This window comes from Sphingosinicella sp. (assembly GCF_013911755.1).
In the GTDB taxonomy this organism is placed as follows: Bacteria; Pseudomonadota; Alphaproteobacteria; order Sphingomonadales; family Sphingomonadaceae; genus Sphingosinicella.
On the sequence record NZ_JACESP010000006.1, the window covers coordinates 35221 to 61672 of the forward strand.

The 26452-nt window shown below is 65.4% G+C and carries 24 protein-coding genes; 12 read left to right on the top strand and 12 right to left on the bottom strand.

What is annotated here, in order from left to right; genetic code table 11:
• Positions 1-148: 148 nt before the first annotated feature.
• Together H2052_RS06040 and H2052_RS06045 are read left to right on the top strand one after the other, a co-directional pair.
• Positions 149-835, top strand: a complete 687-nt coding sequence (locus tag H2052_RS06040; protein WP_293779169.1) for a TetR/AcrR family transcriptional regulator — start codon at positions 149-151, stop codon at positions 833-835.
• A gap of 70 nt (positions 836-905) precedes the next feature.
• A complete protein-coding gene (locus H2052_RS06045; protein WP_293779171.1) occupies positions 906-1691 on the top strand; it encodes an HAD family hydrolase in 786 nt (261 codons plus the stop codon).
• Here H2052_RS06045 and H2052_RS06050 read toward each other — a convergent pair.
• Positions 1678-2553: a MurR/RpiR family transcriptional regulator gene (locus H2052_RS06050; RefSeq protein ID WP_293779173.1), complete on the bottom strand. Its 876-nt coding sequence runs from the start codon at positions 2551-2553 to the stop codon at positions 1678-1680. The two genes, H2052_RS06045 and H2052_RS06050, sit on opposite strands and share 14 nt — an antisense overlap.
• A gap of 288 nt (positions 2554-2841) precedes the next feature.
• Between H2052_RS06050 and H2052_RS06055 the strand changes: the two genes are divergently transcribed.
• From H2052_RS06055 to H2052_RS06075, 5 genes are all read left to right on the top strand, one after another.
• On the top strand, positions 2842-4998 hold the full coding sequence (locus tag H2052_RS06055) for a TonB-dependent receptor (protein ID WP_293779175.1): 2157 nt from the start codon (positions 2842-2844) through the stop codon (positions 4996-4998).
• A gap of 105 nt (positions 4999-5103) precedes the next feature.
• The gene (locus tag H2052_RS06060; protein ID WP_293779177.1) at positions 5104-6015 is read left to right on the top strand and encodes a phosphate/phosphite/phosphonate ABC transporter substrate-binding protein; all 912 of its coding nucleotides are present in this window, start codon (positions 5104-5106) and stop codon (positions 6013-6015) included.
• A gap of 1 nt (position 6016) precedes the next feature.
• On the top strand, positions 6017-6796 hold the full coding sequence (locus H2052_RS06065; RefSeq protein ID WP_293779179.1) for a phosphonate ABC transporter ATP-binding protein: 780 nt from the start codon (positions 6017-6019) through the stop codon (positions 6794-6796).
• Entirely contained in the window at positions 6793-7785 is a 993-nt protein-coding gene (gene phnE, locus H2052_RS06070; RefSeq protein WP_293779181.1) for a phosphonate ABC transporter, permease protein PhnE, read from the top strand. Before H2052_RS06065 ends, phnE begins: the two co-directional genes overlap by 4 nt.
• A 21-nt stretch (positions 7786-7806) precedes the next feature.
• A complete protein-coding gene (locus tag H2052_RS06075; RefSeq protein WP_293779183.1) occupies positions 7807-9876 on the top strand; it encodes a phosphocholine-specific phospholipase C in 2070 nt (689 codons plus the stop codon).
• Here the strand turns inward: H2052_RS06075 and H2052_RS06080 are convergent.
• On the bottom strand, positions 9873-12200 hold the full coding sequence (locus H2052_RS06080) for a transketolase (RefSeq protein WP_293779386.1): 2328 nt from the start codon (positions 12198-12200) through the stop codon (positions 9873-9875). The genes H2052_RS06075 and H2052_RS06080 overlap by 4 nt on opposite strands.
• Before the next feature lie 130 nt (positions 12201-12330).
• On the opposite strand from H2052_RS06080, the gene H2052_RS06085 reads away from it, so the two are divergent.
• The gene (locus H2052_RS06085; RefSeq protein WP_293779185.1) at positions 12331-12795 is read left to right on the top strand and encodes an Lrp/AsnC family transcriptional regulator; all 465 of its coding nucleotides are present in this window, start codon (positions 12331-12333) and stop codon (positions 12793-12795) included.
• A 102-nt stretch (positions 12796-12897) separates the two neighbouring features.
• On the opposite strand, the gene H2052_RS06090 is transcribed toward H2052_RS06085, so the two are convergent.
• The 3 genes from H2052_RS06090 to H2052_RS06100 form a co-directional block, all read right to left on the bottom strand.
• A complete protein-coding gene (locus tag H2052_RS06090; protein ID WP_293779187.1) occupies positions 12898-13323 on the bottom strand; it encodes a hypothetical protein in 426 nt (141 codons plus the stop codon).
• Entirely contained in the window at positions 13320-14615 is a 1296-nt protein-coding gene (locus tag H2052_RS06095) for an ATP-binding protein (protein ID WP_293779189.1), read from the bottom strand. Before H2052_RS06095 ends, H2052_RS06090 begins: the two co-directional genes overlap by 4 nt.
• A 213-nt stretch (positions 14616-14828) precedes the next feature.
• Positions 14829-15722, bottom strand: coding sequence for a LysR family transcriptional regulator (locus H2052_RS06100; protein WP_293779191.1), 894 nt, complete (start codon positions 15720-15722; stop codon positions 14829-14831).
• A 103-nt stretch (positions 15723-15825) separates the two neighbouring features.
• Between H2052_RS06100 and H2052_RS06105 the strand changes: the two genes are divergently transcribed.
• Both H2052_RS06105 and H2052_RS06110 read left to right on the top strand, forming a co-directional pair.
• On the top strand, positions 15826-17925 hold the full coding sequence (locus H2052_RS06105) for a malate synthase G (RefSeq protein WP_293779193.1): 2100 nt from the start codon (positions 15826-15828) through the stop codon (positions 17923-17925).
• An 88-nt stretch (positions 17926-18013) separates the two neighbouring features.
• Complete coding sequence (locus tag H2052_RS06110; protein ID WP_293779195.1) at positions 18014-19273, top strand: putative porin; 1260 nt, start codon at positions 18014-18016, stop codon at positions 19271-19273.
• Here H2052_RS06110 and H2052_RS06115 read toward each other — a convergent pair.
• From H2052_RS06115 to H2052_RS06125, 3 genes are read right to left on the bottom strand one after another with little or no spacing between them, the layout of a single operon-like run.
• Positions 19270-20625 (bottom strand): sensor histidine kinase, encoded by a 1356-nt coding sequence (locus tag H2052_RS06115; RefSeq protein ID WP_293779197.1) that lies wholly within the window; start codon positions 20623-20625, stop codon positions 19270-19272. The genes H2052_RS06110 and H2052_RS06115 overlap by 4 nt on opposite strands.
• A complete protein-coding gene (locus tag H2052_RS06120; RefSeq protein WP_293779199.1) occupies positions 20625-21287 on the bottom strand; it encodes a response regulator transcription factor in 663 nt (220 codons plus the stop codon). The genes H2052_RS06115 and H2052_RS06120 overlap by 1 nt, the downstream gene beginning before the upstream one ends.
• The gene (locus H2052_RS06125) at positions 21287-21634 is read right to left on the bottom strand and encodes a PepSY domain-containing protein (protein WP_293779201.1); all 348 of its coding nucleotides are present in this window, start codon (positions 21632-21634) and stop codon (positions 21287-21289) included. The genes H2052_RS06120 and H2052_RS06125 overlap by 1 nt, the downstream gene beginning before the upstream one ends.
• 109 nt (positions 21635-21743) lie before the next feature.
• Here H2052_RS06125 and H2052_RS06130 point away from each other — a divergent pair, with 109 nt between their 5' ends.
• Both H2052_RS06130 and H2052_RS06135 read left to right on the top strand, forming a co-directional pair.
• A complete protein-coding gene (locus tag H2052_RS06130; RefSeq protein ID WP_293779203.1) occupies positions 21744-21998 on the top strand; it encodes a PepSY domain-containing protein in 255 nt (84 codons plus the stop codon).
• A gap of 101 nt (positions 21999-22099) precedes the next feature.
• Positions 22100-22912, top strand: a complete 813-nt coding sequence (locus tag H2052_RS06135; protein ID WP_293779205.1) for an enoyl-CoA hydratase-related protein — start codon at positions 22100-22102, stop codon at positions 22910-22912.
• Here the strand turns inward: H2052_RS06135 and H2052_RS06140 are convergent.
• Genes H2052_RS06140 through queA form a run of 4 tightly spaced genes read right to left on the bottom strand, consistent with a single transcriptional unit; the run spans position 22899 to position 26451 of the window.
• Positions 22899-23681 (bottom strand): enoyl-CoA hydratase, encoded by a 783-nt coding sequence (locus H2052_RS06140; RefSeq protein WP_366484296.1) that lies wholly within the window; start codon positions 23679-23681, stop codon positions 22899-22901. The two genes, H2052_RS06135 and H2052_RS06140, sit on opposite strands and share 14 nt — an antisense overlap.
• Entirely contained in the window at positions 23681-24805 is a 1125-nt protein-coding gene (gene tgt / locus H2052_RS06145) for a tRNA guanosine(34) transglycosylase Tgt (RefSeq protein ID WP_293779207.1), read from the bottom strand. The genes H2052_RS06140 and tgt overlap by 1 nt, the downstream gene beginning before the upstream one ends.
• Positions 24806-24844: 39 nt before the next feature.
• The gene (locus H2052_RS06150; RefSeq protein ID WP_293779208.1) at positions 24845-25378 is read right to left on the bottom strand and encodes a hypothetical protein; all 534 of its coding nucleotides are present in this window, start codon (positions 25376-25378) and stop codon (positions 24845-24847) included.
• 47 nt (positions 25379-25425) lie between these two features.
• Complete coding sequence (gene queA / locus H2052_RS06155; RefSeq protein ID WP_293779210.1) at positions 25426-26451, bottom strand: tRNA preQ1(34) S-adenosylmethionine ribosyltransferase-isomerase QueA; 1026 nt, start codon at positions 26449-26451, stop codon at positions 25426-25428.
• Position 26452 lies beyond the last annotated feature (1 nt).

Below are 26452 nucleotides of genomic sequence, written 5' to 3' on the forward strand. Positions count from 1 at the left end.
CCCCTCCCTCGGCATCGCCCTTCGACGAGTCGCACTTCCCTCAAGCGCGAAAATGATTTAGGTCTTACGTCCAATTTTTGTCAAGCGTACTAATTTGTCGGTTCAATATCAGCGCGCTAGATGCTCCGGCGAGAGAAGGAGTCCCCTGTTGCCTGAGTTCATTGTCCCGGATCTGAAGGTCATCCCTCGCGAGGGCGGTTATGCGCGCGGGCAGGACGGCGTGGAGCAGATCCTGCGCGCGGCGCTCACGATCCTTGTCGAGCAGGGCTATCGCGCCGTGACGATGCGGGCGATCGCCAAGGCCTGCGACATGAAGCTCGGCAACATCACCTATTATTTCCCGACGCGCGACGAACTCGTCCGCGCGCTCTTCGATGCCGTCATCAGCAGCTACGAAGAGGCGTTCGACGCGATCAGCCACGACGAAGGCACCAGCGTGGAGGAGCGCTTCGAAAGCCTGATCAGACTGATCCTGGAGGACATCACCACCAAGAAGACGACACGCTTTTTCCCGGAAGTCTGGGCGCTCGCCAATCACGACCCGTTCGTCTCCGAACGCGTCGACGAAGTCTATCGTCGCGCCCGCGCCGTCCTCAACGAGCTGATCGCGGAACTCAATCCGGCGCTGCCCGAAGACGAGCGCGAAACCGTCGCCCTGTTCATTTCCGCCTCGCTCGAAGGCACCACGATGTTCGCGGGCCATGACAAGCCGTGGCGGCACCGCATGGGCTGGCTGGAAACCATCGCCTGCCGCGCCTACGTGCCGCTCGTCAAATCGCTGAAACCGGGCGACATCCGCGATCCCCGCCAGAACAGGCCACTCGATCGATATTGAGACTTGCTCATTTATTACTGATCACTATATTGAGTAAGTGTAAGCAAGAATCCACGGGGAGATCGGCGGGGTGTCAGTTGCAAGCCTGGGCGTCCGCCGCGCCCCTGTCAGCCTCAATTTCGGCGAAACACGCCCGCGCGCCCTGCTCGTGGACTGGGACGGCTGCCTCGCCATCGGCAATCGCCTCCAGCCTGGCGCAGCGACGCTGCTGTCCTGCTGGCAGGACCGGGTGGTCATCGTCTCCAACAACAGCACGCATCTGCCGCACCAGATCGCGCGCATCCTCGAAGAGGCGGGGGTTCCCATTCCGGCGGATCGCGTCCTGCTCGCGGGCTATGAAACGATCAGAATCGCCGCTGAAAGTTCATGGCGCCGTGCGATGATCCTTGGCGATCCGCGCCTGCGCGCCGCCGCCCGCGCGCTCGGCATTTCCGTCGCGCGCGAGGCGCCGGAGGTTGTGGTGCTGCTGCGCGACACGCGCTTCACCTTTCGCCAGCTTGAACGCGCCGCGAACGCGATCCTGCGCGGCGCGGCGCTGCTCGTGTCGAACGCCGATCTCAACCACCCCGGTCCGGGCGGCGAGGTCGTGCCCGAAACCGGCGCGCTGCTCGCCGCGCTGCTCGCCGCGACCGGCAAGCGGCCGCTCGACTACCAGCTTGTCGGCAAGCCCTCGCCGCGCCTCTTCATGCGCGCCTGCGACCTCCTCGATATCCGGCCCGAAGACGCGCTGATGATCGGCGACAACCCGGATACGGACGTCGCCGGCGCAGGCGCCGTGGGTATGCCCTGCGTCACCATCGGCGGCGCGGCGGGCCGCACGCTTGAATCGGTGGCGGAAAGCCTCAGAACCGCTTGATCGACAGGATGTCGAAGGTTTTCCGCAGCGTATCCGTCGCGCGGTCGTAGTCCGCAAGCGCAAGCGCCGCAATCAGCGCGTCGATCACGCAGAGCTGCGCGATTCGGCTCGCCATCGCCTCGGTGCGGAAGCGCGTCTCGCGCGCCATCGTGTAGAGCAGGATGTCGGCGTGGCTCTGGATGGGCGAGCGCGCATAATTGGTGATCACCACGGTCTTGGCGCCCGCCTCGTGCGCAAGGCGCGTGGCGGTGAGCGTTTCGTGCGTCGCGCCCGTGTGCGAGATCGTGAGCACCGCCACGTCGGGTCCAGTGCGCGACGCGCTGATCGCCTGAATGTGGCTGTCCGTCATGGCGCGGGCATCGAGGCCGATTCGCAGCATCCGGTAGTGCGCGTCCTCCGCGATCGGGGCTGACGAGCCGATGCCGTAAATTTCGATCCGCCGCGCCGCGCGCATCGCCGCCACCGCCTGCCCGAGTGCCTGCGGATCGAGCACCGAATGCGTGTCGCGCAGCGCCTGGATGCCCGAATGGAACACCTTGCGGCACACGGTCTCGAGGTCGTCCTCCTTCTCCAGATCCTCGTGGATGAACTGGACAGGCCGCACGATCTCCTGCGCGAGGCTGAGCTTCAGGTGCTGGAACCCGGTGAGACCGAGGCTGCGGCAGAAATTGATGACGCTGCCCTCGCTGGACGCGGTGGCTTCCGAAAGCTCCGTCACCGACATGCGGACGACGCGTTCCGGCTCGGCCAGCACGAAGTCGGCGATTCGCGCCGCGCCCTTCGGCATCGTCGGCCGCGCCACCCGGATTCGCGACAACGCGTTTTCCACCGGCATTTGATCGCGCGTGCCGCCCTGCGTCATTGAATGCCCTTTGCCTGCAACGATTCCGTCCCCGCCACTGAGGAAAGCTCAGCCGGCGTGCAGGGTCAAGCAAAGCCGCTTCGAAAAGCATCGCCGCGAAATCCCTGAAAACCGACACTCATTTTTTATTCCAACAAGAAATGAGTATTCTTCACAAAGCTGTCATGAGCGGCCCCTATTGCCCGTGGCGAGCGCCGCCGGGGCCTCGCGAATCGGATGAGGGAAACCCTTCGCCGGTCACGGGCCAAGGCGCGCGTTAACGCGCTTCAACAAGGGGAATCTTCCGTGATGCCGACCCTAACCCGTGCTTTTCTTGGCCTCGTCCTCACCAGCTGCGCGCTGCCTGCCCTCGCCGCCGCCGATATGGCCGCAGCCGATCCGGGCGACGCCGCCGACAATGCCGAAACGATCATCGTTACCGGCCGCCAGCTCGAGCAGCCCAGCGAACTTGCCGCCGGCGTCATCGAATTCGGCAACTCCGTCCAGATCGTCACCTCCGAACAGATCGCGATGAGCGGCGCCACCAACTTCGCCGAGCTCGCGCAGTTCCTCATCAAGGGTGCCAACATCGGCTATTCGCCCGACGAAGGCGAATACACGATCCGCCTCGACGGCGGCGGCGACCGCGACACGCTCGTCGTGCTCGACGGCGTGCCGCTCTACGATCGCGGCCCCGCGCTCGAAGACATCTGGGGTTCCACCACGATCGACCCGCACATGATCGAGCGCGCCGAGGTGTTCCGCGGCGGCAACAGCCTGTTCTTCGGCTCGAACGGCGGCATCGGCGTCATCAGCCTCGTCACCAAGCGTCCGGACGGCACCAAGAAGTTCGAGCTCGGCGCCAACTACGGCTCGTTCAATACGCGCGAAATCTGGGGCAACGCCTCGTTCCCGATCGACTCCGAAGGCCGCCACAGCATCATGGTCTACGGCGGCACCGTACAGACCGACGGCCCGCGCATCTTCCATCCCGATTCCTACGTCGACAACGTCGCGGCAGCGGGCGGCATCCAGGAATATCCGCTCAACCGCAGCAACATCGGCATCAAGTATCTCTGGAAGATCGACGACAAGACCGAATTCCGCCTGAACGGCCAGTACACGCAGATCGAATTCCACGATCCGTTCCCCGACAACGAGACCTATTCGCCGAACCGCGTGCGTTATCCGATCGTCGATTTCTCGCTCGATCGCCGCTGGTCGGATGCGCTTTACACCGAACTGTCCGGCTACTGGAGCAACCCGAAGCTCAACAACACGGAAACCTACGCCGAAATCTGCCGCATCCCCGCGGGGTGCATCAATCCCGACACGCGCACGCCGATCGCGTTCGGCAAAGCGACCGGCCGCTCCATTCCCTATGCGAACAAGGGCTTCGGAGACGCGTCCAAGGTCGGTGGCTTCCGCGAACTCGGCCTCAATTTCCGCAACACGCTCACGGTCAAGGATGTGGTCGAGGTTGTCGGCGGCGTGCAGGTCGTCTCCTACAAGAACGACTCCGATCCGGTGTTCCCGGTCGGCAACGCCTCCACCACGATCACCGGCCTTTACGCGGACGTGCGCCCCACGATCCCCTTCAGCCCGGACACGAAAATCTCGCTCGCCGCGCGCATCGATTTCGCCAAGGCGTTCAATTCGAAAACGATCTGGAAGTTTGGTCTCCGCCAGCCGATCGGCGACTTCTACATCCGCGCGAACGGCGGCACCTCCTACAGCACGCCGCGCAACACCGAACTCTTCAACGAAACCCCCACGCTCGTCGGCAATCCCGACCTGAAGACCGAGGAAACCGAAACCTACAACGCCGCCGCCGGATACAGCCACGCGTTCGGCAACCTGCAGGTGAGCGCGGAACTCGGCTGGTTCACCACCGACATCACCAACCGCATCCAGACCACGTCGGGTCTCACGCCCAACACCTACTTCAACAATGACCGCATCACCGAGATCCGGGGCCTTACCGCCGAGCTCAACCTCGCGCTCGGCCAGAGCTGGAGTGCGAACTTCAGCTACACGAAGCAGCAGGCGCGCCTCGACGGCTCGAAACTCCAGATCAACGAAACGCCCGAATACATGATCCAGGGCACCGTCGCCTGGCACAGCCCGGACCAGCGTTTCCACGTCACGCTCTATCCGCGCTATCAGGGCCCGGAATTCGCGACCGGCGGCGTGGGCGGCGCGCTCCGCCACAACTTCGGCAATTATTTCGTGATGAACGCGTCGCTCGGCGTCTGGCTCGGCGAGGAACGGGACCACCGCTTCACGGTCCGCGTCGTCAACGTCTTCGATAAATATTATGCGGAGCGCTACGGCTACGGCAACATGCGCTTCAGCGAGGCGGCCGTCCGCGGCGAGATGACGACGAGCAGCCCCGGATATTACTACGGCTACCCGTTCGAGGGCAAACCGCGCAGCGTCTACGTCTCCTACAGCACGAAGTTCTGAGGGAGGATGCGGGCCCGCATCTCCGGGTCAGCGCGGGCCCGCATCACACACCTGTCATACGCGAATTCTAGGGACTCCGCTTTCAACACACCGATGGAGACTCGGATGAGACACTGGCTGACGGCAGCATTGGCGACACTGGTCGGCATCGCATCGCCCGCGCTTGCGCAAACGGCGGGCAAGCCCCTCACCGTCGTACTCATCCCGGCGGACGGCGGCACCGAAAGCGGCACGATCGCGGACTATCAGCCGGTGTTCAACGCCGTTTCGCGCAGCACCGGCATCAAATTCGATTTGAAGGTCGCGCAGAGCTACGGCGCTGTTGTCGAAGCGATGTGCGGCGGCCGCGCCGATGTCGCCTTCATGGGGCCGGTCACCTATCTCCAGGCGCAAAAGCGCGGCTGCGCGAAGCTGCTCGCGGTCGGTGTCGAAAACGGCCAGTCCGTCTATTATGCCGGTTTCTTCGCGCGCAAGGATGCGCCCTTCAAGAGCGTGAAGGATCTGCGCGGCAAGCGCGTCGCATTCGGCGACGTCAATTCCGCGTCCTCGTTTGTCTTCCCGATGGCGATGGTCATCGAGGCGGGTCTCGATCCCGTTCGCGATCTCGGCGAGATCCGCATGGCGGGCAGCCACGTGAACAGTCTTGCCGCGCTCGTACAGGGCCGCGTCGATGCCGCCGCGCTCTCGTTCGATTCCTATGAAAAGGCCGTGCGGCAGGGCGCGGTCGATCCGAAGAAATTCCGCGTGATCGCGAAAAGCAGCCCGATCCCCTATCCGCCGATCGCGGTGAACAGCCGCCTGGCGCCGAAGCTGCAGGCGAAGCTCCGCGCCGCCTTCGCCGACATCGCGCACGCGCCCGGAATGACGCCCGAGATGATCCGCGGCTATGGCGGCAAGCGCATCGACGGCTACGATGTGAAATTCCCGGCCGCGAAGTTCAACGTTGCTGCGTCACGCATGGCGCTCGTCAACGATGACCTCAAAAGCCGCATCCTCACCAAGTCGGCGAGCCGCTGAAATGGACGCGCCCGCCATCAGCTTCCGCAAGATCGGCAAGCGCTACCCAGACGGTACGCGCGCGCTCGACGATGTCTCGCTCGATGTTCCGCGCGGCCAGTTCTGCGTGCTGCTCGGCCCGTCGGGCGCGGGCAAGTCGACGCTGCTGCGCATGGCAAACCGCCTCGCCGAGCCCACCGAGGGGCGCGTCATCATCGAAGGCCGCGATCTCACCCCGCGCACGATGAAACCCATCCGTCGCCGCATCGGCATGATCCACCAGAGCTTCAATCTCGTCGGCCGCCTCAGCGTCGCGGCGAACATCATGACCGGCGCGCTCCCCGCGCTCGGCGCCATGCGCCTGCTCACCGGCGTCTTCCCCGAAACGCTGAAGACGAAGGCGTGTATGCTCGCGGCTTCCGTCGGTCTCGATCCCGCGCACATGAGCCGCCGGGCGGACAGTCTTTCGGGCGGGCAGCAGCAGCGCGTCGGCATCGCGCGCGCGTTCATGCTCGATCCCGCCATCGTGCTTGCCGATGAACCCGTCGCCAGCCTCGATCCGCGCATCAGCAGCGATATTCTTGCGCTTATCCGCGATCAGGCGCGCGTGCGCGGCGCGACCGTCTTGTGCAGCCTCCACCAGATCGAACTCGCGCGCGCCTTCGCGGACCGCATCGTCGCGCTGCGCCACGGGCGGCTGGTCTTCGACGGCACTCCCGCCGAGCTCGACCGCAGCGCAATCCGCGCGATCTATGGCGAAGCCGGGCCGGTCCCGATCGCCAGCGGAGGGCTCGCGGCATGAACACCGCCGCCTGGCATTACCCGCGCCCATTCGGCACGCGCGCAGTCGCCATCGTCATTGCCGCCTTCGCATTGCTCTGGATCACCGGCCAGCGCGTCGAAATCGGGCGCATGATTTCGATGACCGGCGAGGCCGCGCTTGCTGCGGTCGGGATCGTGCCGGAATCCGAAGTCGCAGACGGTTTCGGCGCGGTCGCGGGTAAACTGTTTCCGCTGCAAATCTCCACGCGCACCGAGGTGAGCCGGCTCGAGAATTTCGATCCCCGGCATCTGCCCCCGTTCGCACGCATCGAAAGCGTCGAGAGCACGACGCAGGCGCTCAATCCCGATACGCTTGAAATGGAGTCGCGCACCGAGCGCACCACGGTTCTCGTCGAGCCTGTCGGCTATCTCGTCCACGTCGCTGCAAAGATGCTGGAAACGCTCGAGATCGCGCTGTGGGGTACGGTGATCGCGATCCTGATCGGCTTTCCGCTCGCGCTCGGCGCGGCGCGCAACATCACGCATTCGCCCGCGCTGCGCGGTGTCGCGGGCGCGGCGATCAGCCTGCTGCGCTCGATCCCCGAGATGATCAGCGCGCTGTTCCTCGTCATCGCCTACGGCTTCGGGCCCATCGCGGGCATTCTCGCGCTCGCCTTCTACGGCGCGGGCTATCTCGGCAAGGTCTACGGCGAAGACATGGAGGGGCTCGACCCCCGCCCGCAGGAAGCGCTCGCGGCCGGCGGCGCCACCATGCTCGCGCAGCTTCGCTGGGCGGTGCTGCCGCAGGCGATGCCGCGCTTCATCGCCGCCGCGCTTTATGTGCTCGACCGCAACATGCGCATGGCGACCGTCATCGGCATCGTCGGCGCGGGCGGCATCGGGCAGGAACTGAAGGGCCGCTACGACATGTACGACTACGGCCATGTCGGCACGATCCTCGTCGTCATTTTCCTCGTGGTTTTCCTCCTCGACCGGGCGGCCGCGCACCTGCGCCGCGCGGCGCTCTGATCCTCCAATGAAAGGCGCACGATGACCGACACCAGCCGCCGGAATTTCCTCCGCACCGCCGCAGCCGGCGCCGCGCTCTCCGCGCTTCCAGCCAGCATCGCGCGCGCCATGGCGATCGCCCCCGCGCGCGTCACGGGCACGATCAAGGACGTGCAGCACATCGTCATCCTGATGCAGGAGAACCGCTCCTTCGATCATTATTTCGGCACGATGCGCGGCGTGCGCGGCTTCGGCGATCGTCACCCCATCCCGATGCGCGGCGACCGCACCGTCTGGCAGCAGTCGGACGGCAAGCGCGAGCTTCCGCCCTACCATCTCGACACGAAGACCACCGATGCGCTGAAGGTGCCCGGCACGCCGCACAGCTTTTCCGACGCGCAGGCCGCGTGGAGCCAGGGCCGCTTCGGCGAATGGCCGCGCTACAAGAACCCCTATTCGATGGGCTATTACCGGCGCGAGGACATTCCCTTCCAGTTCGCGCTCGCCGAGAATTTCACGATTTGCGATGCCTATCACTGCTCCGTGACATCCGGCACCGATCCCAACCGCATCGTGTTCTGGACCGGCTCCAACTTCGATCCGCAGGCGGTCGCGAAGGGCGAGAATTGCACCGATGTGAATTCGGAGCCGAACAACCTCCGCTGCTGGGTGAAGGGCGCGCTCCCGTCGCCGGGTTACACCTATCAGGGCAATGCCCTCACCTGGCCGACGATCCCCGACGTGCTGCAAGATGCCGGCATCGATTGGCGCATCTATCAGGATCCGAACGACAACTGGACGGGCGCGATGCACGGCTGTCTCGGTTCGCAGAGCTTCCGCGACGCAAAGCCGGGCTCTGAACTCTACAAGCGCGGCATGAGCGAATACACGCTGCTCCAGCTCGCGGACGATGTGAAGAACGGCACGCTCCCCGCCGTATCGTGGGTATTGCCGCCCAAGGAATGGTCCGAGCATCCGAGCGCCTCGACGCCGCTGCAGGGCGCCGAATTCACCGCGATGGTCCTCGATGCGCTGACATCGAATCCCGACGTCTGGGCGAAGACCGCCTTCTTCCTCACCTTCGACGAGAACGACGGCCAGTTCGATCACGTCCCCCCCGCCGCGCCGCCCTCCTACGATGTGGAGGGCAATCTCTGCGGGAAAACGACGATGCCGATCGCCGGGCATTATTTCCACGACACTGCCGGCAAATATACCGACCCCACCGACGACATCAGCGGCAAGGTCCGCCCGTGGGCGATGGGGCCGCGCGTGCCGATGTACGTCGTCTCGCCGTGGAGCCGGGGCGGCTGGGTCACGTCCGAAGTGATGGACCACACCTCGATCGGCCAGTTCCTCGAAAAGCGCTTCGACATCACGATCCCCGCGATCAGCCCCTGGCACCGCGCGGTGAGCGGCGACCTCACCTCGGCGTTCGATTTCGCCGCGCCGACGGACACGAGCTTCCCGCCGCTGCCGCCGGTGACGGGCGCGTCGGGCGTCGTCCTCGCGCACATGCAGCGCCCGAAGATCATGCCGCCGGAAACCCCGCAGCCGCTGTGGCAGGAGGCGGGCACGCGCCCCTCGCGCGCGCTGCCCTACGAGCTTCACGCCGACATGCGCGTCGATGCGAAGCGCCGTGCCGTCACGGTCGATTTCGCGAACACCGGCACGGCGGGCGCGGTGTTCCACGTCTACGACAAGCTGAACCTCGACCGCATCCCGCGCCGCTACACCGTGGAAGCCGGCAAGCGCCTTTCCGACGACTGGGCGGTGGAAGCGGACGGATCGTTCGACCTCTGGCTGATCGGCCCCAACGGCTTCGTCCGCGCCATCAAAGGCTCGCTCGCGCAAAACGCCACGCCGCCAGTCGTGACGGCACGCTACGATCGTAAAGGCCCGGCGCTTAAGCTCGCCTCACGCGGCGAAGCCACGCTGCGCAGCGAGCATTACGAGGCCATGTCGCAGCCGCTGAAAGCCGCCCACGTCTGGTCCGCGAAAGACTCGCAAGGCTGGTACGACCTCACCGTCACCGCGCCCGGCTTCGAACAGCGCTTCGCGGGCCGCATCGAAACCGGCCGTCACAGCATCAGCGATCCGGCCGAGGCCTAGAGGAACAGCTCCGCCGCCGCCTCCACGATCGCGTCCGCGTTCAGGCGGTGGATGCGATACGTGTCCGCTAGGTTGCCGGTCTGCCCGAAGCGGTCGACGCCGAGCGGGCTGACGCGGTGGCCGCGCACGCCGCCGATCCACGACAGCGCCGCCGGAGACCCGTCGAGCACAGTGACAAGCCCCGCATTCGCCGCGAGCGTGCCGAGCAGCGTTTCGATATGCGACGTCTCCTTCGCGCGGCCCTGCCAGCGCGCCGCCCGCGCCGCGCTCCAGTCGCGGTGCAGCAGCGTCGGCGAGGTGACGGCGAGCAGCCCGAGCCCCGGCAGGTCCGCCTCCAGCAGTTCCCACGCCGCGATCGCATCGGGCATCACCGCGCCCATCGCCACGACCGCCGCCTCGCCGCCCTCTGCGGGCGCGCGCAGCCAGTACGCGCCCTTCAGCGCATCGGCCTGCCACGCATCGTCCTCGCGCCGCGCCTGCAGGATGGTGCGCGTCGTCAGGCGGAAATAGATCGATCCGCCGTCCGCCGCCTGCATGTGGCGGAAACCGTGTTCCATCATCAGCGCGAGTTCGTCGGCGAACGCGGGCTCGTAGTGCGTCAGCCCCGGCTGGCCCATCGCGATCAGCGGCGGGTTGATCGATTGGTGCGCGCCGCCTTCCGGCCCCAGCGTCACGCCCGAAGGCGTCGCCACCAGCATGAACCGCGCGTCCTGATAGCAGGCGTAATTCAGCGCATCGAGCCCGCGCGCGATGAAGGGATCATACACCGTCCCTACCGGCATCAGCTGCGCGCCGAACAGATCGCCCGCAAGCCCGAGCGCGCCGAGCACGAGGAACAGGTTGTTCTCCGCGATGCCGAGTTCGATGTGCTGCCCCGCGGGCGCGCCGGACCATTTCTGCGCGGAGGGAATCTTCGCCTTCTGGAACACGTCGGCAAGGTCCTGCCGCCGGAACAGCCCGCGCTGGTTCACCCAGCCGCCGAGGTTCGTGGAAACCGTCACGTCGGGCGATGTCGTCACGATCCGCGCGGCGAGCGGATGGCCCGATTTCGCCAGCTCGAAGAGGATCTTCCCGAACGCCGCCTGCGTCGATTGCTCCGCCTCGCGCGGCGCGTCCAGCGTCGGCACGGGCACTGAATCGATCGGCCGCGCGTCCTTCTTCTGCCGGATCGGCGCGGCCTCCAGCATCGCCTTCGCCGCCGCGGCCGCATTGCCGCCAAGCCCCGCCCACGGTTCCCATTCCTCGCCCTCGGCGATGCCGAGCCGCCCGCGCAGCTCCGCGATCTGCCCCGGCGTCATCAGCCCGGAATGATTGTCCTTGTGCCCGGCGAGCGGCAGGCCATAGCCCTTGATCGTGTAGGCGATGAACAGCGTCGGCCGGTCGTCCTTCGCCCCGTCGAACGCGTCTTTCAGCGTTTCAAGGCAATGCCCGCCGAGGTTCGTCATCAGCTCCGCGAGCGCCGCATCGTCGCGCTTGGAAAGCAGCGCCTTCACGCCGCGCACGCTGCCGATGTCCGCCTCCAGCCGCGCGCGCCACGCTGCCCCGCCCTGATAGGTGAGCGCCGCATATTCGGCGTTCGGGCAATTGTCGATCCAGTCCGCGAGTGCCTGCCCGCCCGGCTCCTTGAACGCCGCGCGCTGGTGCCGCCCGTGCTTCAGCGTCACCACGCGCCATCCGCAGGTTTCGAAGATGTCGTCGAAGCGGCGGAACATGCGGTCGGCGGTCGTCGCATCGAGCGACTGCCGGTTATAGTCCACGATCCACCAGCAGTTGCGGATGTCGTGCTTGTACGCCTCGATCAGGCATTCATAGATATTGCCCTCGTCGAGTTCCGCGTCGCCCATCAGCGCGATCATGCGGCCCGTGTCCGCCTCCGCCATCAGCCCGTGCGCGACCATGTAGTCCTGCACGAGGCTCGCGAACGCTGTGATCGCGACGCCGAGCCCCACCGATCCGGTCGAGAAATCCACCGGGATCACGTCCTTGGTGCGCGAAGGGTAGGATTGCACGCCGCCCAGCCCGCGAAACGCCTTCAGCCGGTCCAGGCTTTCGTTCCCCAGCATGTAGTGGATCGCGTGGAGCAGCGGCCCGGCGTGCGGCTTCACCGCCACGCGGTCGTTCGGCCCCAGCGCGTGGAAATACAGCGCCGCCATGATCGCGCTCATCGAAGCGCAGCTCGCCTGATGCCCGCCCACCTTGATGCCGTCCACGTTCTCGCGGATGTGGTTCGCGTTGTGGATCGTCCACGCCGCCAGCCAGCGCAGCCGCGTCTCCAGGTCTTCGAGCGTGCTCACCGTATCGGGGCTGGAAACCGTCACCGTCATCTTGTCGCTCCGCGCACTGTGCCAGCCGTCCATATATTACGCGCGAGGCCGCGCGGTCCTTGCGAAATGGGCTCGACAGGCGGCGCAATTTGGCAGAAACGATTGCCGGAAACCGTCAGGAAGCAATTTTATGCCAACGCCACCGCTCGACGCGCTTGATGTCAAAATCCTCGAATGTCTTCAGGAAGACGGGCGCATCACCAATCAGGAGCTTTCGGAGAAGGTCGGCCTCTCGCCGAGCCCGTGCCTGCGCCGCGTGCGCCAGCTGGAGGCGGCGGGCATCATCACCGGCTATGTCGCGCTGGTCAGCCCGGCCCAGGTCGGCCTCACGATCAGCGCCTTCGTGCGCGTGCGGCTCAATCAGCAGGACGAAAAGCACCTCGACATCTTCGAAACCGCCGTCGCCGCCTTTCCGGAGGTGATGGAATGCTACCTGATGACCGGCGAAGCCGACTACCAGCTCCGCGTCCTCGTCCCCTCCCTCGCCGATTTCGAGGACGTGCTGCGACGGCTCACCCGCATCGAGGGGGTGGCGCAGGTGACGACGAGTTTTGCGCTGCGGCCGATCGTTTACAAGACGGCGGTGCCGGTTTGAGGGGGATCGGCGGAGGTTTTATGCCTCATCGCAGGCGATGGAAGGCTTGAGGCATAAATACAAAAGACGCTGCGCCGACTGAGGCAGAAGGTGGGGCAGATGCTATAGAAGGTCTTCCAAAACAAAGTCCCGATCGTTGCAAGCAACGAACAACTTCATACCTTTGCTTCGCGCTGCAGCTGTCGCCTTAGCTACAATAGTGTCGAATTTGGGATAGCGTGAACACATTACAAGAAGAGCCTTGCGAGATTGAAGCCACGGCTGAACGTTAGGATGAATAACTGTAGCTGAAAGCTGCTTACAAGCGTATTCTACGCCTTTTCCTTTTAGTTCAATTACAACACTACCGACGCCGATCTTGTTTATAATCCAATCCGCCCTGGGGCCTTCCGTTATAAGGCAGTCATCTACACGCACTCTTTGGAACGAGGCATTATTTGGATTCTTGAAGTTTGCTCTCCGGCCCTTCTCTTTCACTGTGATGTTTGAACCCGTCACATGTTCCACGCACTGGAGTTCTTGGCTCACACGTCGCCCCCCTCGGGAAACTCGATATCCAACAGCCTACTAAAATCTCGTGACACATCCTCAGAAACGCTGTCAATATAGGACCCATCAATGAGTCCATCTTGATCTATAATCTCTCTGAGATACCCGTTTTTTATTGCGTAAGCCTTTACTCTTGAAGGAGTCAACCAGAATTCTTTCGGGACAATTTTGGAAACCGCGGCGCTATTTTTGCGATTACGACCAATCTGCCCGGCCTTAAGATAGTTATTTATCTTAGAAAGTATGTATGGGCTGTGAGTGGTCAGAACCAAACTTCGCTTTTCTTTCTTAGAGACCACCTCGCCAATAAGAAAATCCATTAGCAAGCTCTGAGCCACTGGAAAAAGGTGCGCCTCAGGCTCTTCAATATAGAAGAGGTCGCCATAGCGATCGGCACGAGAAGGAGAATCCGAATAATAATCAAGCAAAAGCCACATTGGGAGAAGCTCTTGCTGACCACTCGAAAGGGCCGTAAATGGAATTATTCTACCATCGCTTGTCTCAACAAATTCGAAATCACTCTCAAATTTAATTTTTCCTCCAAATAGTTCAGCCATGATCGCCTCACGACGAACCTTATCTTCCTTATTGACTCGAGAAAATCTAATCCGTCTCGACGAATAATCTCTAAGAGTAGCAAATAATTTGGCAAATCGGATAGTCACCGGGTCGAGGCTGCTTCCTTGCTCGATCGCGGCTACCAACCTCCCGATGCTAGTGAAAAAGGCTCTGCCTGCGGGAATAAATGTCTGACCATCAAGATAATTGGCGCCGAGTTGTTTCGCTAAACGAGCTTGTGCTTGTTCGCGAACCCGCCACAACCCTTCAGAACCTCGAAGCAGCCCGTCTTCGTCGAGTTCCTGGGCGGACTTCAGGCGATCGTAGGCTTGAGCAAGCACAGTATACTGCTTGCAGAAAAAATCTGAAAACGTGACCGCTATCTCTTGAGAGGGCGCACCCTTGGACATACGCCGTAGAAACCGGACCGTGAAGTCACCTTCCTGGAAATTGATATTGAAGCGCCGCCTACCCCACGCACTGGGCGGAAACCAGATTTTGAATAATTTTGCAGTTTCGGCTTTGAATTCCTCTAACGTCATCCCTTTCTCTGCGCACGTATGCTGCCGAGATAAAATGTCTACACAGAAATAAAACAGCTTTGTTGTTACACTTTTCCCACTACCCTGCGGCCCTATGAGAACGGTTACAGGAGCAAGCTCAAACCGAGCTTCGCGAATACATGCAAAATCTTCGATCGTTAACCCGATCATGCCTTCTTCCCTCGGCAATGTGTAAAGGCGCTATACCGAGCGATTATTGATTGGGCTACTGGCTATCGATCAGTCGCCCTTTGGATCATTAGCCTGAGAGACCGGATTTCCTTACGAGATCGACAACGCTATGGGTCCCCGATCCGCACGCGCCAAGGACGCAGACGTCGTTTTGCGCGGCATACCAAAATGCATTGCCCCACTTGAGCCCCCTCACCCCTCCCAAGGCGGCACCGGCCCATACAGCCCTTCCAGAAAATCCGTGAACGCCCGCACCGCAGGCGCAATTTGGGGGCGCCGTGGCGAGACGGCGTAGATGCCGACGTCCGCCGATCCCTCGCAGTCCGGCAGTATGCGCACCAGCCGCCCGGCGGCGAGGTCGGCGCTCACGTCCCATAGTGATCTGAGCGCGATGCCGACCCCGGCGATGCACAGCTCGCGGACGACCTCGCTCGAATTGGTGCGCACGCGGCTGGTGCCGTCGATGGAAACGGTTCTCCCATCCCCGCCCGTCAGCCGCCACGGAAACTGGCCCGTTGCCGCGAGCAGCTGGTGCCGCGCGAGCGCCGCCGTGTCCTCCGGCGCGCCGTGCTGCGCGATATAGGCGGGGGCCGCGCATTGGATGCGGCGGTTCGTCGCCAGCCGCCGGGCGCTCACGCCGCCGCCGACTGTGGGCGTGATCCGCACGGCAACGTCGATGCGCGCCGCCATCAGGTCCACGAACCCGTCCGAAAGATCGAGATCGAGCGTGATGCGCGGATAATCATCCAGAAATCGCTTCAGGTGCGGCGCGATGTGCAGCCGCCCGAACGATGTGGGCGCGGACACGCGCAGCAGCCCCGCCGGGCCGTCCTTGTCGCCGCTCGCACGCGCCTCCGCCTCCGCCACCGCCTTCAGGATCGCCAGCACGTCCGCGTGAAAGCGCGCCCCGGTTTCGGTGAGCGCGAGCCGCCGCGTCGTGCGGTTCACGAGCGCCGTGCCGAGCCGCGCTTCCAGCCGCGCCAGCCGCTTCGAAACCATCGCAGGCGAAAGCCCCACCGCGCGCCCCGCCGCCGAAAGGCTGCCGCTTTCGATGATCTTGGCAAACAGCGCGTAATCGGCATCCATCCGATTTATTCCCGTGGTGAAAAGCTGCTTTAATTTTCGTTCGTCTACCGCACGAGTTCGCGCTCGTCTATGAACGCGCGAAACCATACGGGACGATCAGACCATGACGACGAAGAACGGCCTCCAGATCGCGGACAGCCTCGTCCGCTTCATCGAAGAGCAGGCGCTGCCCGGCACGGGCGTCGCCGCCGACGCCTTCTGGGCAGGCGTTGCGGACATCTACGCCCGCTTCGCCCCCGAAAACGCGGCGCTCCTCGCGAAGCGCGACGATCTGCAGGCGCGCATCGATGCCTGGCACACGGCGCGCGCCGGAAAGCCCCTCGACGCTGCCGAGTATCAGGCGTTCCTGCGCGAAATCGGCTACCTCGTGCCCGAACCCACGCCCTTCACCGTCACCACGCAGAATGTCGATGCGGAGCTTGCGACGCTCGCCGGGCCGCAGCTCGTCGTCCCCGTGCTCAACGCGCGTTTCGTGCTCAACGCCGCCAATGCGCGCTGGGGCAGCCTGTATGATGCGCTCTACGGCACCGATGCGATTCCGGGCACCCCGGTGGGGAAGGGCTATGATCCGGCGCGTGGCGCGCAGGTGATCGCGTGGGCGAAGGCATTCCTCGACCGCGCCGTGCCGCTCGCGAGCGGATCGTGGACGGGCTGGGCAGGCGGCACCCCCGCGCTCGCCGATCCCGCGCAGCTCGTCGGCCGCGCGGGCGACAACCTGCTGCTCCGCCACAACGGCCTCCACATTGAACTCGTCATCGATCGCGCGCACCCGATCGGCCGCGACGATCCGGCGGGCCTCGCCGACGTCGTCCTCGAATCCGCGCTCTCCACGATCGTCGACCTTGAAGACTCGGTCGCCGCCGTGGACGCGGAAGACAAGGTCGCCGCCTATGCGAACTGGCTCGGCCTCATGAAGGGCGATCTTGAAGACACGTTCGAAAAGGCCGGCAAACCGATGACGCGCCGCCTGAACGCGGACCGCGCCTATACCGCGCCGGACGGAACGGCCTTCACGCTGCCGGGCCGCAGTCTCCTCTTCGTGCGCAATGTCGGCCACCTGATGACGACGCCCGCCGTGCGCCTCCCCGATGGATCGGAAGCGCCCGAAGGCATCCTCGACGGCATCGTCACCAGCCTCATCGGCGTCCACGACCTCAAGCGTCAGGGCCGTTTCGTGAACAGCCGCGCCGGTTCGATCTACATCGTGAAGCCCAAGATGCACGGCCCCGAAGAGGCCGCGTTCACCAACCGTCTTTTCGACGCGATCGAGGATCTGCTCGGCCTCGCGCGCCACACGATCAAGGTCGGCGTGATGGATGAAGAGCGCCGCACGTCGGCCAATCTCGCGGCGTGCATCGCGGCGGTGAAGGATCGCATCGTCTTCATCAACACCGGCTTCCTCGATCGCACGGGCGACGAGATGCACACGTCGATGCGTGCGGGTGCGATGATCCGCAAGGGCGACATGAAGACGTCGGCATGGATCACCGCCTACGAGAACCGCAACGTGCAGATCGGCCTCGCCTGCGGGCTTTCGGGCCGCGCGCAGATCGGCAAGGGCATGTGGGCCGCGCCGGACCGGATGGCGGACATGCTGGAGCAGAAGATCGGTCATCCGAAGACGGGCGCGAACACCGCGTGGGTGCCTTCGCCCACCGCCGCCACGCTGCACGCGACGCACTATCACGCCGTCGATGTGTTCGCGCGTCAGGAAGAACGCCGCGCGGAGGGCATCGACAGCCTCGGCGCCCTCCTCACCATCCCGCTCGCCGCCGGGCACAACTGGTCGTCCGAAGAGATCCGGGAGGAACTGGACAACAACGCGCAGGGCATTCTCGGCTATGTCGTGCGCTGGGTGGATCAGGGCGTCGGCTGCTCGAAGGTGCCCGACATTCACGACATCGGGCTGATGGAAGACCGCGCCACACTGCGCATTTCCTCGCAGCACATGGCGAACTGGCTGCTGCACGGCGTCTGCACGGCGGCGGACGTCGACGCCGCCTTCGCGCGCATGGCCGCGAAGGTCGACGCGCAGAACGCAGGCGACCCGCTCTACCGGCCGATGTCGGGCAACGAGACCACCAGCCTCGCCTATCAGGCCGCGCGCGCGCTCGTCTTCGAAGGTGTCAGCCAGCCGAGCGGCTACACCGAGCCGCTTCTTCACGCCTTCCGCGCGAAGGTGAAGGCGGCCGCGCGAACCTGACGGTTCGCTGACACCCCCTGTCAGATAGGTGACAGCGCGGCGATGCTATCGGCGGCGCCGCGCCTGTTTTCTGCATGGGGAATTTATCATGTCGCTCTCTGGTCTTTACCGTTCGCGCCTGCCGCTCTGCGCGGCATTGCTGCTGGGATCATCGCTCACACCGGCAGCGGCGGCACCGGCGGACGACATCGCCGAGCTCAAGGCCGCGGTCGAGGCGCTCCGCGCCGAACAGGCCCGTGCGCAGGCGCGCATCGCCGAGCTTGAAGGCGCGCTCGCAAGGCAGCGCGAAACCCCGGTCGCCGACGCGGCTGCGCCCGCTGCTGCGCCAGCGCCCGTCAGCAGCGAACCCTCGCGTCTCAGCCTCTCGGGCGACATGCGCGTGCGCTATGAATCCAACTTCGGCGTCGCCGGTGCGCGCGACCGTGATCGCGGCGTGCTCCGCGCGCGCCTGCGCGCCGCTTATGCGGTGAACGACTGGCTCACCGTCGGCGGCCAGCTCGCCACGGGCGATCCCGATGACCCCAACTCCGCCGACATGACGCTGTCGAACTTCGACGATGATCTGCAGGTCAGCCTCGATCAGGCCTATATCCGCCTCACCCCCGGCGATCTTCAGGTCCACCTCGGCAAGATCCCGCAGCCGTTCATGCGCACCGAGCTCGTCTGGGACGGCGACGTCTCCCCGCAGGGCGCGTCCGCCGCGTACACCGCCGATCTCGGCGGCGTGAAGCTGAAGGCGGCAGGGCTCTACTTCCTCGTCGACGAATCCGTCGCCGGGCCGGACAGCCGCATGATCGGCGGCCAGCTCGCAATGCAGACACCTTCCGCGCCCATCCAGGCCGAACTCGCCGTCGGCTACTTCGACTACTCCCTGCGCAGCCTCGCCGGCGCGGATGCCGGCGATTTCCGCTCCAACCTCTTCGCAGGCGGGCGCTACCTCTCCGACTTCAACCTGCTCGACGTCATCGCCGCGCTCACCTGGAACGGCCTCGGCGAGAAGTGGCCCGTGCGCCTCGTCGGCGACTATGTGCACAACTACGGTGCCGCCACCGATGCCGACACCGGCTTCGGCGTCGATCTCCTCGTCGGCCGCGCCGCCAAGCCCGGCGACTGGCGCTTCGCCTACGGCTATGCCGAGGCCGACACCGACGCCGTCCTCGCCGCGTTCAGCCAGGACAACACCAACATCGCCACCAATTACATGCAGCACACGCTCGCCATCGATTTCGTGCCGAAACACAACCTCGTCCTCAACGCCACATACTACCGCTACCGGCAGAAGGACGGCGTCATCGGCCCCGTCGATTGGCAGAACCGCCTGCGCCTCAATTTCCTCGTCAACTTCTAGGAAGCAGCAGCAGCCGGCCACGCAAGGCGGACTTCAAGACCGCCGAGCGGGCCGGCGCCGAGCGTCATTGCGCCATCGGTGGCGCTTACCAGGTCGCTCACGATCGCAAGCCCGAAGCCGTGGCCTGGCCCGGCCTCGTCAAGCCGCCCGCCGCGCACGAGCGCCGTCGCCGCGCGTGTATCGGCGATGCCGGGGCCGTCGTCCGCGATGGTAACGCAAACCTCGTTATCGGCCGCAGTGCCGGACACGGTGACGCGTCGGCGGGCAAAGCGCGCGGCGTTTTCCATCAGCGCGCCGAGGATTTCGGCAAGGTCCGAAGCGGCAAATGGCAGTTCGATGTCTTCGGGCACATCGATCTCGAACACGATGCGTTCGCCCGCCTCGGTGCGTTCGAGGACCGCGGCGACAGCCTCCGCTGCAGCGAGCACGTTCGCCCGCGACGCCGCCTGCGCCTCGCGCGCCACCGCCGAGCGCGAACGCGCAAGCTCCGCCTCCAGCGCCGCGCCCGCCGCCGCGATCGCGCGATCGAGCCCGTCCGCCGCCTCATGTGCACCCGCCTCGCGTGCACGGCGGCTCTGCGCAGCAAGCGCGGCAAGCGGCGTCTTCAGGCTGTGCGCGAGGTCGGCGGCGCGGCGGCGCGCACGGTCGACATCCGCCGCGCGCGCATCGGCAAGCGAGTTGATCGCGTTCGCCAGCGGATCGATCTCGGCGGGATGATCCGCCGAAAGCCGCGCACCCGGATTGCGCCGCATCCGGTCGAGCTCGGCACGAATGCGGCCGAGCGGCTTAAGCCCAAGCACCACCTGGCCGTAAGCTGCGCCTGTCAGCACGAGCCATAGCAGAACCAGCGAACCGATCATTTCAAGGCTGAACTCGCGCTGGGCGTCGCTCAGCGCGCTGTCATCTGTGGCGACCTGCACCAGCGCCGCGCGGCTGCTCCGGTCGGGCTCGACCATGCGCTCGATCACGAGCAACCCCTGCGCGAAGGGGCCGGGAACGCGCCTTATACGCCAATGGTCGCGCGGCGTGCCGGGCATGGACGTGATCGACTGATCCCAAAGCGAGGGCGAATGCGCCTGCCCGGACGCCGTGCTGACCTGCCAATAGAGGCCGCCCGCCGGCTGGTTGAAGCGGGTGTCGGAGGGAAGCGGATCGACGACCGGCCTCCCTTGGGTATCAAGCCTCAGCGCTGCGAGCAGTTCGTGCGCCTTGGCTTCCATCGACAGCGCTTCGCGGCGCTCGATATGGCGTTCGAACAGCAGGTGAAGACCAAAGCCCGCGATCGCGAGCGCGAGAAACACCGCCGCGGCAGCGCTCGCCAACAGCCGCAGCCGCAGCGAACGCACCGGCATCAGCCTTCCTCCGAAAGAACGTAGCCGAAACCGCGCCGCGTCTCGACAATGCCCGGCCCCACCTTGCGACGCAGCCGGGTGACGAGCGCTTCGATGGCGTTGGTGTCCCCCACATCGGCGGTGCCGTAGAGATGTTCGGCGATGTCATGGGCGGCGATCACGCTGCCGCGCTGGTGCGCAAGGAATTCAAGGAAACGGTATTCGAGCGGTGACAGGCGGATCGTGTGGGTATCGACATGCGCGGACATACGGCTCGTATCGAGCGCCAGGCGGCCGATGCGGATGACCGACGATCCGTGTCCGGCCGCCCGGCGCAGCAGCGCGCGCACCCGCGCCACGAGTTCGCCCATCGCGAAGGGCTTGGCGAGATAATCGTCTGCGCCCGCATCGATGCCCTCGACCTTCTCGGTCCATTCGCTGCGCGCGGTGAGGATCAGCACCGGGAAGTTGCGCCCCGAGCTCCGCCATCGCCGCAGCACGCTGAGCCCGTCGAGGCGCGGCAAGCCGAGATCGAGGATGACGGCGGCATAGTTCTCGGTATCGCCGCGATACCACGCGTCATCGCCGGTCACGGCAAGATCGACGACGAAGCCCGCTTCACCGAGCGCGCGGACGAGATCGTCCCCCACATCGGGATCGTCCTCCACCACGAGCAGGCGCATCAATCATCCTCGATCTTGATGAGCGCGCCCGTGCGGGCATCGAGTTCGACCTCGCGCACGCGGCCTTTCCTGGTCAGGATCTTGACCTCATAGCTGAGCACGCCGTCATCCTGCTCGAGTTCGATCTTCAGCACTTCCCCTTTAACACGCGCCTGCGCAAGCGCGAGGATACGGGGCAGCGGCAGGAGATCGCCGCGCTCGACGGCGGCGCGAATCGAATTCGCTTCCTCGGCCTTCTTCGCCTTCTTGTCTTTCGCGGGCGCCCCCGAGGCGAGCGCAAGCGTCGTCGCCAAAGCGAAAACCGTCAGAAAGACCCAGCGAACGCCGGATTTCAGGATCGTCTGCATCCGCCGCACCTAGCACGCCGGGGCTGACGCTTTGCTGACGACCACAGACGATCGCATGTCAGGCGCGGGCGGCTATCCGGCGGCGATATCGAACCCAAGGAGATTGCCCATGAACCGATACGTTCTCCCCGCCGCCGTCCTCGCTCTCGCCGCACCGTTCACCGCCTGCGCGGCACCCGCTGCCAAGCCGAAGTCGTTCGGCGCCGCTGAAAAGCACGCCGCGAAGCAAGGCGTGCGTGCTGACGAGATCAAGATCAAGCGCTCCACGATCAAGGTGGAAGGCCGCGACGACCGGAATCGCAAGGTGGAACTCGTGCTCGATCGGCGGACCGGCGAAGTGCTCGACCGGCGCTTCGACGACTGACCGGGCGGGAACCGGTCAGGCGACGACCCCTTTCAATTGATCGGTTCCCATCCCGTCGCATCAGGCTAAGCATCCCCCGAACTGGATATGGGGAGTTGCACATGGCCTACGATCACATCCTGCTCGATGAACGGGACGGCATCGCGACGCTGACCATAAACCGGCCGGATGTGCTGAATGGCCTCAGCACCCATTCGGTCGGCGAGATGATCCACGCGATCGATGCCGTGCGGGATCGCGGCACGGCCCGCGTGCTGCTGATGACCGGCGCGGGCCGCGGCTTTTCCTCGGGCGCGGATCTTTCGGGCGGCAATGCGGGCGCGGCGCCGGACAGCAGCGGGCTCCCTGCAGGCCCGATGGATACGGGCAAGGTGCTCGAAAGCCATTTCAACCCGCTGCTCGAGCGGCTGATGGATCTGCCCGTCCCCTTCGTCACCGCCGTGAATGGCCCCGCAGCCGGCGCAGGTGCATCGATCGCGCTTGCGGGCGACATCGTGATCGCCGCCCGCTCCGCCTATTTCCTGCAGGCCTTCGTCAACATCGGCCTCGTGCCCGATGTCGGCTCGACATGGATCCTGCCGCGCCTCGCCGGTCGCGCACGGGCGCAGGCGATGATGATGCTCGGCGAGAAGGTGCCGGCCGCGCAGGCGCTCGACTGGGGCATGATCTACAAGGTGGTCGACGATGATGCATTGATGACCGAGGCGGGCGCGCTCGCCGCGCGGCTCGCGAAGGGACCGACGAAGGCTTATGCGCTCATCCGTCAGGGCCTGCGCCAATGCCTCGACAAGCCGCTCAGCGAAGGGCTGATGGTCGAACGCCGCAACCAGCGGCTCGCGGGACTTACCGAGGATTTCGCGGAAGGCGTGGCCGCCTTCCTGCAAAAGCGCCCCGCCAACTTCAAAGGGCGTTAGGAGGCCTGCGAACGCCCGCGTTCCAGAACGGACTTTTTCGCCGCGCCTCTACCGCCTCGGCGCCGATCGCGCTATTGCCCGCCGACCGTTCGCTCTCCAGTGCCATGGCCTCGCCGAAGGGAAGCGCGAAGCCGTCGTCGATGAGCGCCTTCAGAGCCTTCAGCGTCTCGGGATCGGCGGAGATCATGTCCTCTGCAAGGCGCCGTGCCGCCGGCATCAGTTCGGCGGGCGCAACGACCCGGTTCACAAGGCCCCAGCGTTCCGCCGTCGCGGCGTCGATGAAATTGCCGGTCAGCGACAGTTCCTTGGCGCGCGAGATGCCGATGGCACGGCTCAGTCGCTGGCTGAGGCCCCAGCCGGGCATCAGGCCGAGGCGCGCGTGCGTGTCGGCGAAGCGTGCGGTCTCTGACGCGATCAGCACGTCGCAGGCAAGCGCCAGTTCGAAGCCGCCGGTGATGGCGACGCCGTTGATCGCCGCGATCACGGGGCCGGAGAAGCGGCCGAGCGCGCTCACGGGGTCTTCCTTGGCGACCGCGTCCGCGAGGTTCGACGCGCCCGATCCCAGTTCCTTGAGATCGAGGCCAGCCGTGAACGCCCGGTCTCCCGCGCCAGTCAGAATCGCCACGCGGATGTCGGGATCAGCCTCAAGCGCGTCGAAGCTGCGCGCGAGTTCGCTGCGCAGCGCCTTCGAAAGCGCGTTCATCGCTTCCGGGCGGTTCATCGTGACGACGGCGTAACCCCCGCAGCGCTCGATCTCGACAACCGCCATCAGCCATCCTTCCGGTAGCGGCCGACGAACGCCTGCGCGAACGCCTCCAGCCGCCCCTCCGCGATGGCCTGCCGAAGCCCCGCCATCAACTGTTGATAAAAGGAGAGATTGTGCTCGGTCATCAGCATCGCGCCCAGGATTTCGCCTGAGCGGATCAGGTGGTGGATGTAAGCGCGGCTCCAGCCGTGACACACCGGGCAGCTGCAATCGGGATCGAGCGGGCCTGTATCCTCCGCGAAGCGCGCGTTGCGAAGGTTGATCGGCCCATCGTGCGTGAACGCCTGCCCGTTGCGGCCCGATCGCGTCGGCAGCACGCAGTCGAACATGTCGATGCCCCGCTGCACCGCCCCCACGATGTCGTCGGGCTTGCCGACGCCCATCAGGTAGCGCGGCCGGTCCTCCGGCAGCAGCCCCGGCGCATAGTCGAGCACTTCGAACATCTGCGGCTGGCCTTCGCCCACCGCGAGGCCGCCGATCGCGTACCCGTCAAAGCCGATCTCGGTCAGCGCCTGCGAGGAGGCGCGGCGCAGGTCCTCGAACATCGATCCCTGCTGGATGCCGAACAGCGCTGCGCGGCCCGCGTGCTCGTGCCCGTCGAAGCCCTCGCGCGAACGCTTCGCCCAGCGCATCGACATCTCCATCGACTTCGCCGCCACCGCGTGCGGCGCCGGAAACGCGGTGCACTCATCGAACGCCATCACGATGTCGCTGCCGAGGTTGCGCTGGATCTCCATCGAGCGTTCGGGCGTCAGCAGGTGCCGCGAACCGTCGAGGTGCGAGGCGAAGCGCACGCCCTCCTCGGTCACCTTGGTGAGGTCCGAAAGGCTCATCACCTGATAGCCGCCCGAATCGGTCAGGATCGGCCGGTCCCAGCCCATGAAGCGGTGCAGCCCGCCAAGGCGCGCCATGCGCTCGTCGCCGGGGCGCAGCATCAGGTGATAGGTGTTGCCGAGGATGATGTCGGCCCCGGTGGCGCGCACGTCCGCGGGCTTCATCGCCTTCACGGTCGCGGCGGTGCCGACCGGCATGAACGCGGGCGTGCGGATGTCGCCGCGCATCATGCGGATCCTGCCGGTGCGCGCCTTGCCGTCGCGCGCGTGGATGGAAAAGTCGAAACGCGTCATGGCGCGCCGCATAAAGCGAAGCGCGCGCGCTGGAAACGTTTATCCGCTGACGATGTGGATGCTGCCCTTAGCGCCCGCCGCCCCGTCCACGGTCTCGTCGACGAGTTCGACGACGAAGGCGTCGCCGTCCGCGGTCTCGCCGGTCAGCGTATCGCCTTCGCGTTCGAACGTGATGCCCTTCTGCGTGAAGCGCCGCGCGAACCAGCCCGCCACGGTCTTCGCGTTGGCAGGTGCGGTGAAGCCGACATCGACCGCGCTGTCGCCTTCCTTGTCCTTGGCGCCGGCGTCCACCCGGATCTCCCCGATCGTCGAGCCGGGGTAGAGCTTCACCCCGTCGATATCGAAATCGTCCGCACCGAGCGCCATCTTCGGCAGCTTGAGATTAAGGTCGAAGCCCGGCGTCGTCACCGTCACCGCCCCCGTCTTGCCGTCCGCCGCCGCCTCGAACACGCGCTTGCCCTGATCGTTCGCCGCGACGATCGCCACGTCCGCGCCCTTTTCGGGCTGATCGGCGGGTTCATCACACGCCGCAAGGCCAAGCACGGCAAGCGCGGGTATCATCAGCTTCATCATGACCACCTCATTAACCGTATTACGCAAATAATACAGCAGCGGCCACATCACGGCAAGAGCAGGCTCGAATCGCCATAGGAGTAGAAGCGGTATCCGCCCGCGATCGCGTGCGCATAGGCGCCGCGCATCGTCTCCAGCCCCATCAGCGCACTCACCAGCATGAAGAGCGTCGAGCGCGGCAGATGGAAGTTGGTCATCAAGCCTTGCACCGCGCGGAACCGATAGCCGGGCGTGATGAAGATGTCGGTATCGCCCCTGAACGGCACGATTTCGCCATCCTCGCGCGCCGCGCTTTCAAGGAGGCGCAGCGAGGTGGTGCCCACGGCGATAATACGCCCGCCCGCCGCGCGCGCGGCGTTGAGGCGCGCCGCCGCCTCTGCGCTCACCTCGCCCCATTCGGCGTGCATCCGGTGGTCGCGCGTGTCATCCACCTTCACCGGCAGGAACGTCCCCGCGCCGACATGCAGCGTCAGCGTCTCGCGCCGCACGCCGCGCGCATCGAGCGCCGCGATCAGTTCGGGCGTGAAGTGCAATGCAGCCGTCGGCGCCGCGACCGCGCCTTCGCGCGCCGCGAACATCGTCTGATAATCCTCGGCATCGCGCGCGTCGGCCGGGCGCTTGCCTGCGATGTAGGGTGGCAGCGGCATCGTGCCCGCCGCGTGCAGCGCCGCCTCCAGCGGCCCCTCGCATTCGAAGCGCCACAGGATGCTGCCGTCCGCCGCCTTGTCCGATACGACCCCCGCCAACCCCGCGCCGAAATCGACACGGTCGCCCGCCTTCAGCCGCTTGGCATTGCGCACGAACGCCCGCCATTCATACGGCCCCTCGCGCTTGTGGAGCGTGACGCCGATCTTCGCCTCGCCCTTGCGGCCGAAAAGCTGCGCGGGGATGACGCGCGTGTCGTTGAAGACGAGCACGTCGCCGGGCGCCAGCAGCGCAGGCAAATCCCGCACCACCCGATCGTCGAGACCGCCGGGGCGCACGACGAGCATCCGCGCCGCATCGCGCGGGCTGGCCGGGCGAAGCGCGATCAGGTCCTGCGGGAGTTCGAAATCGAAATCGTCGACGCGCAAG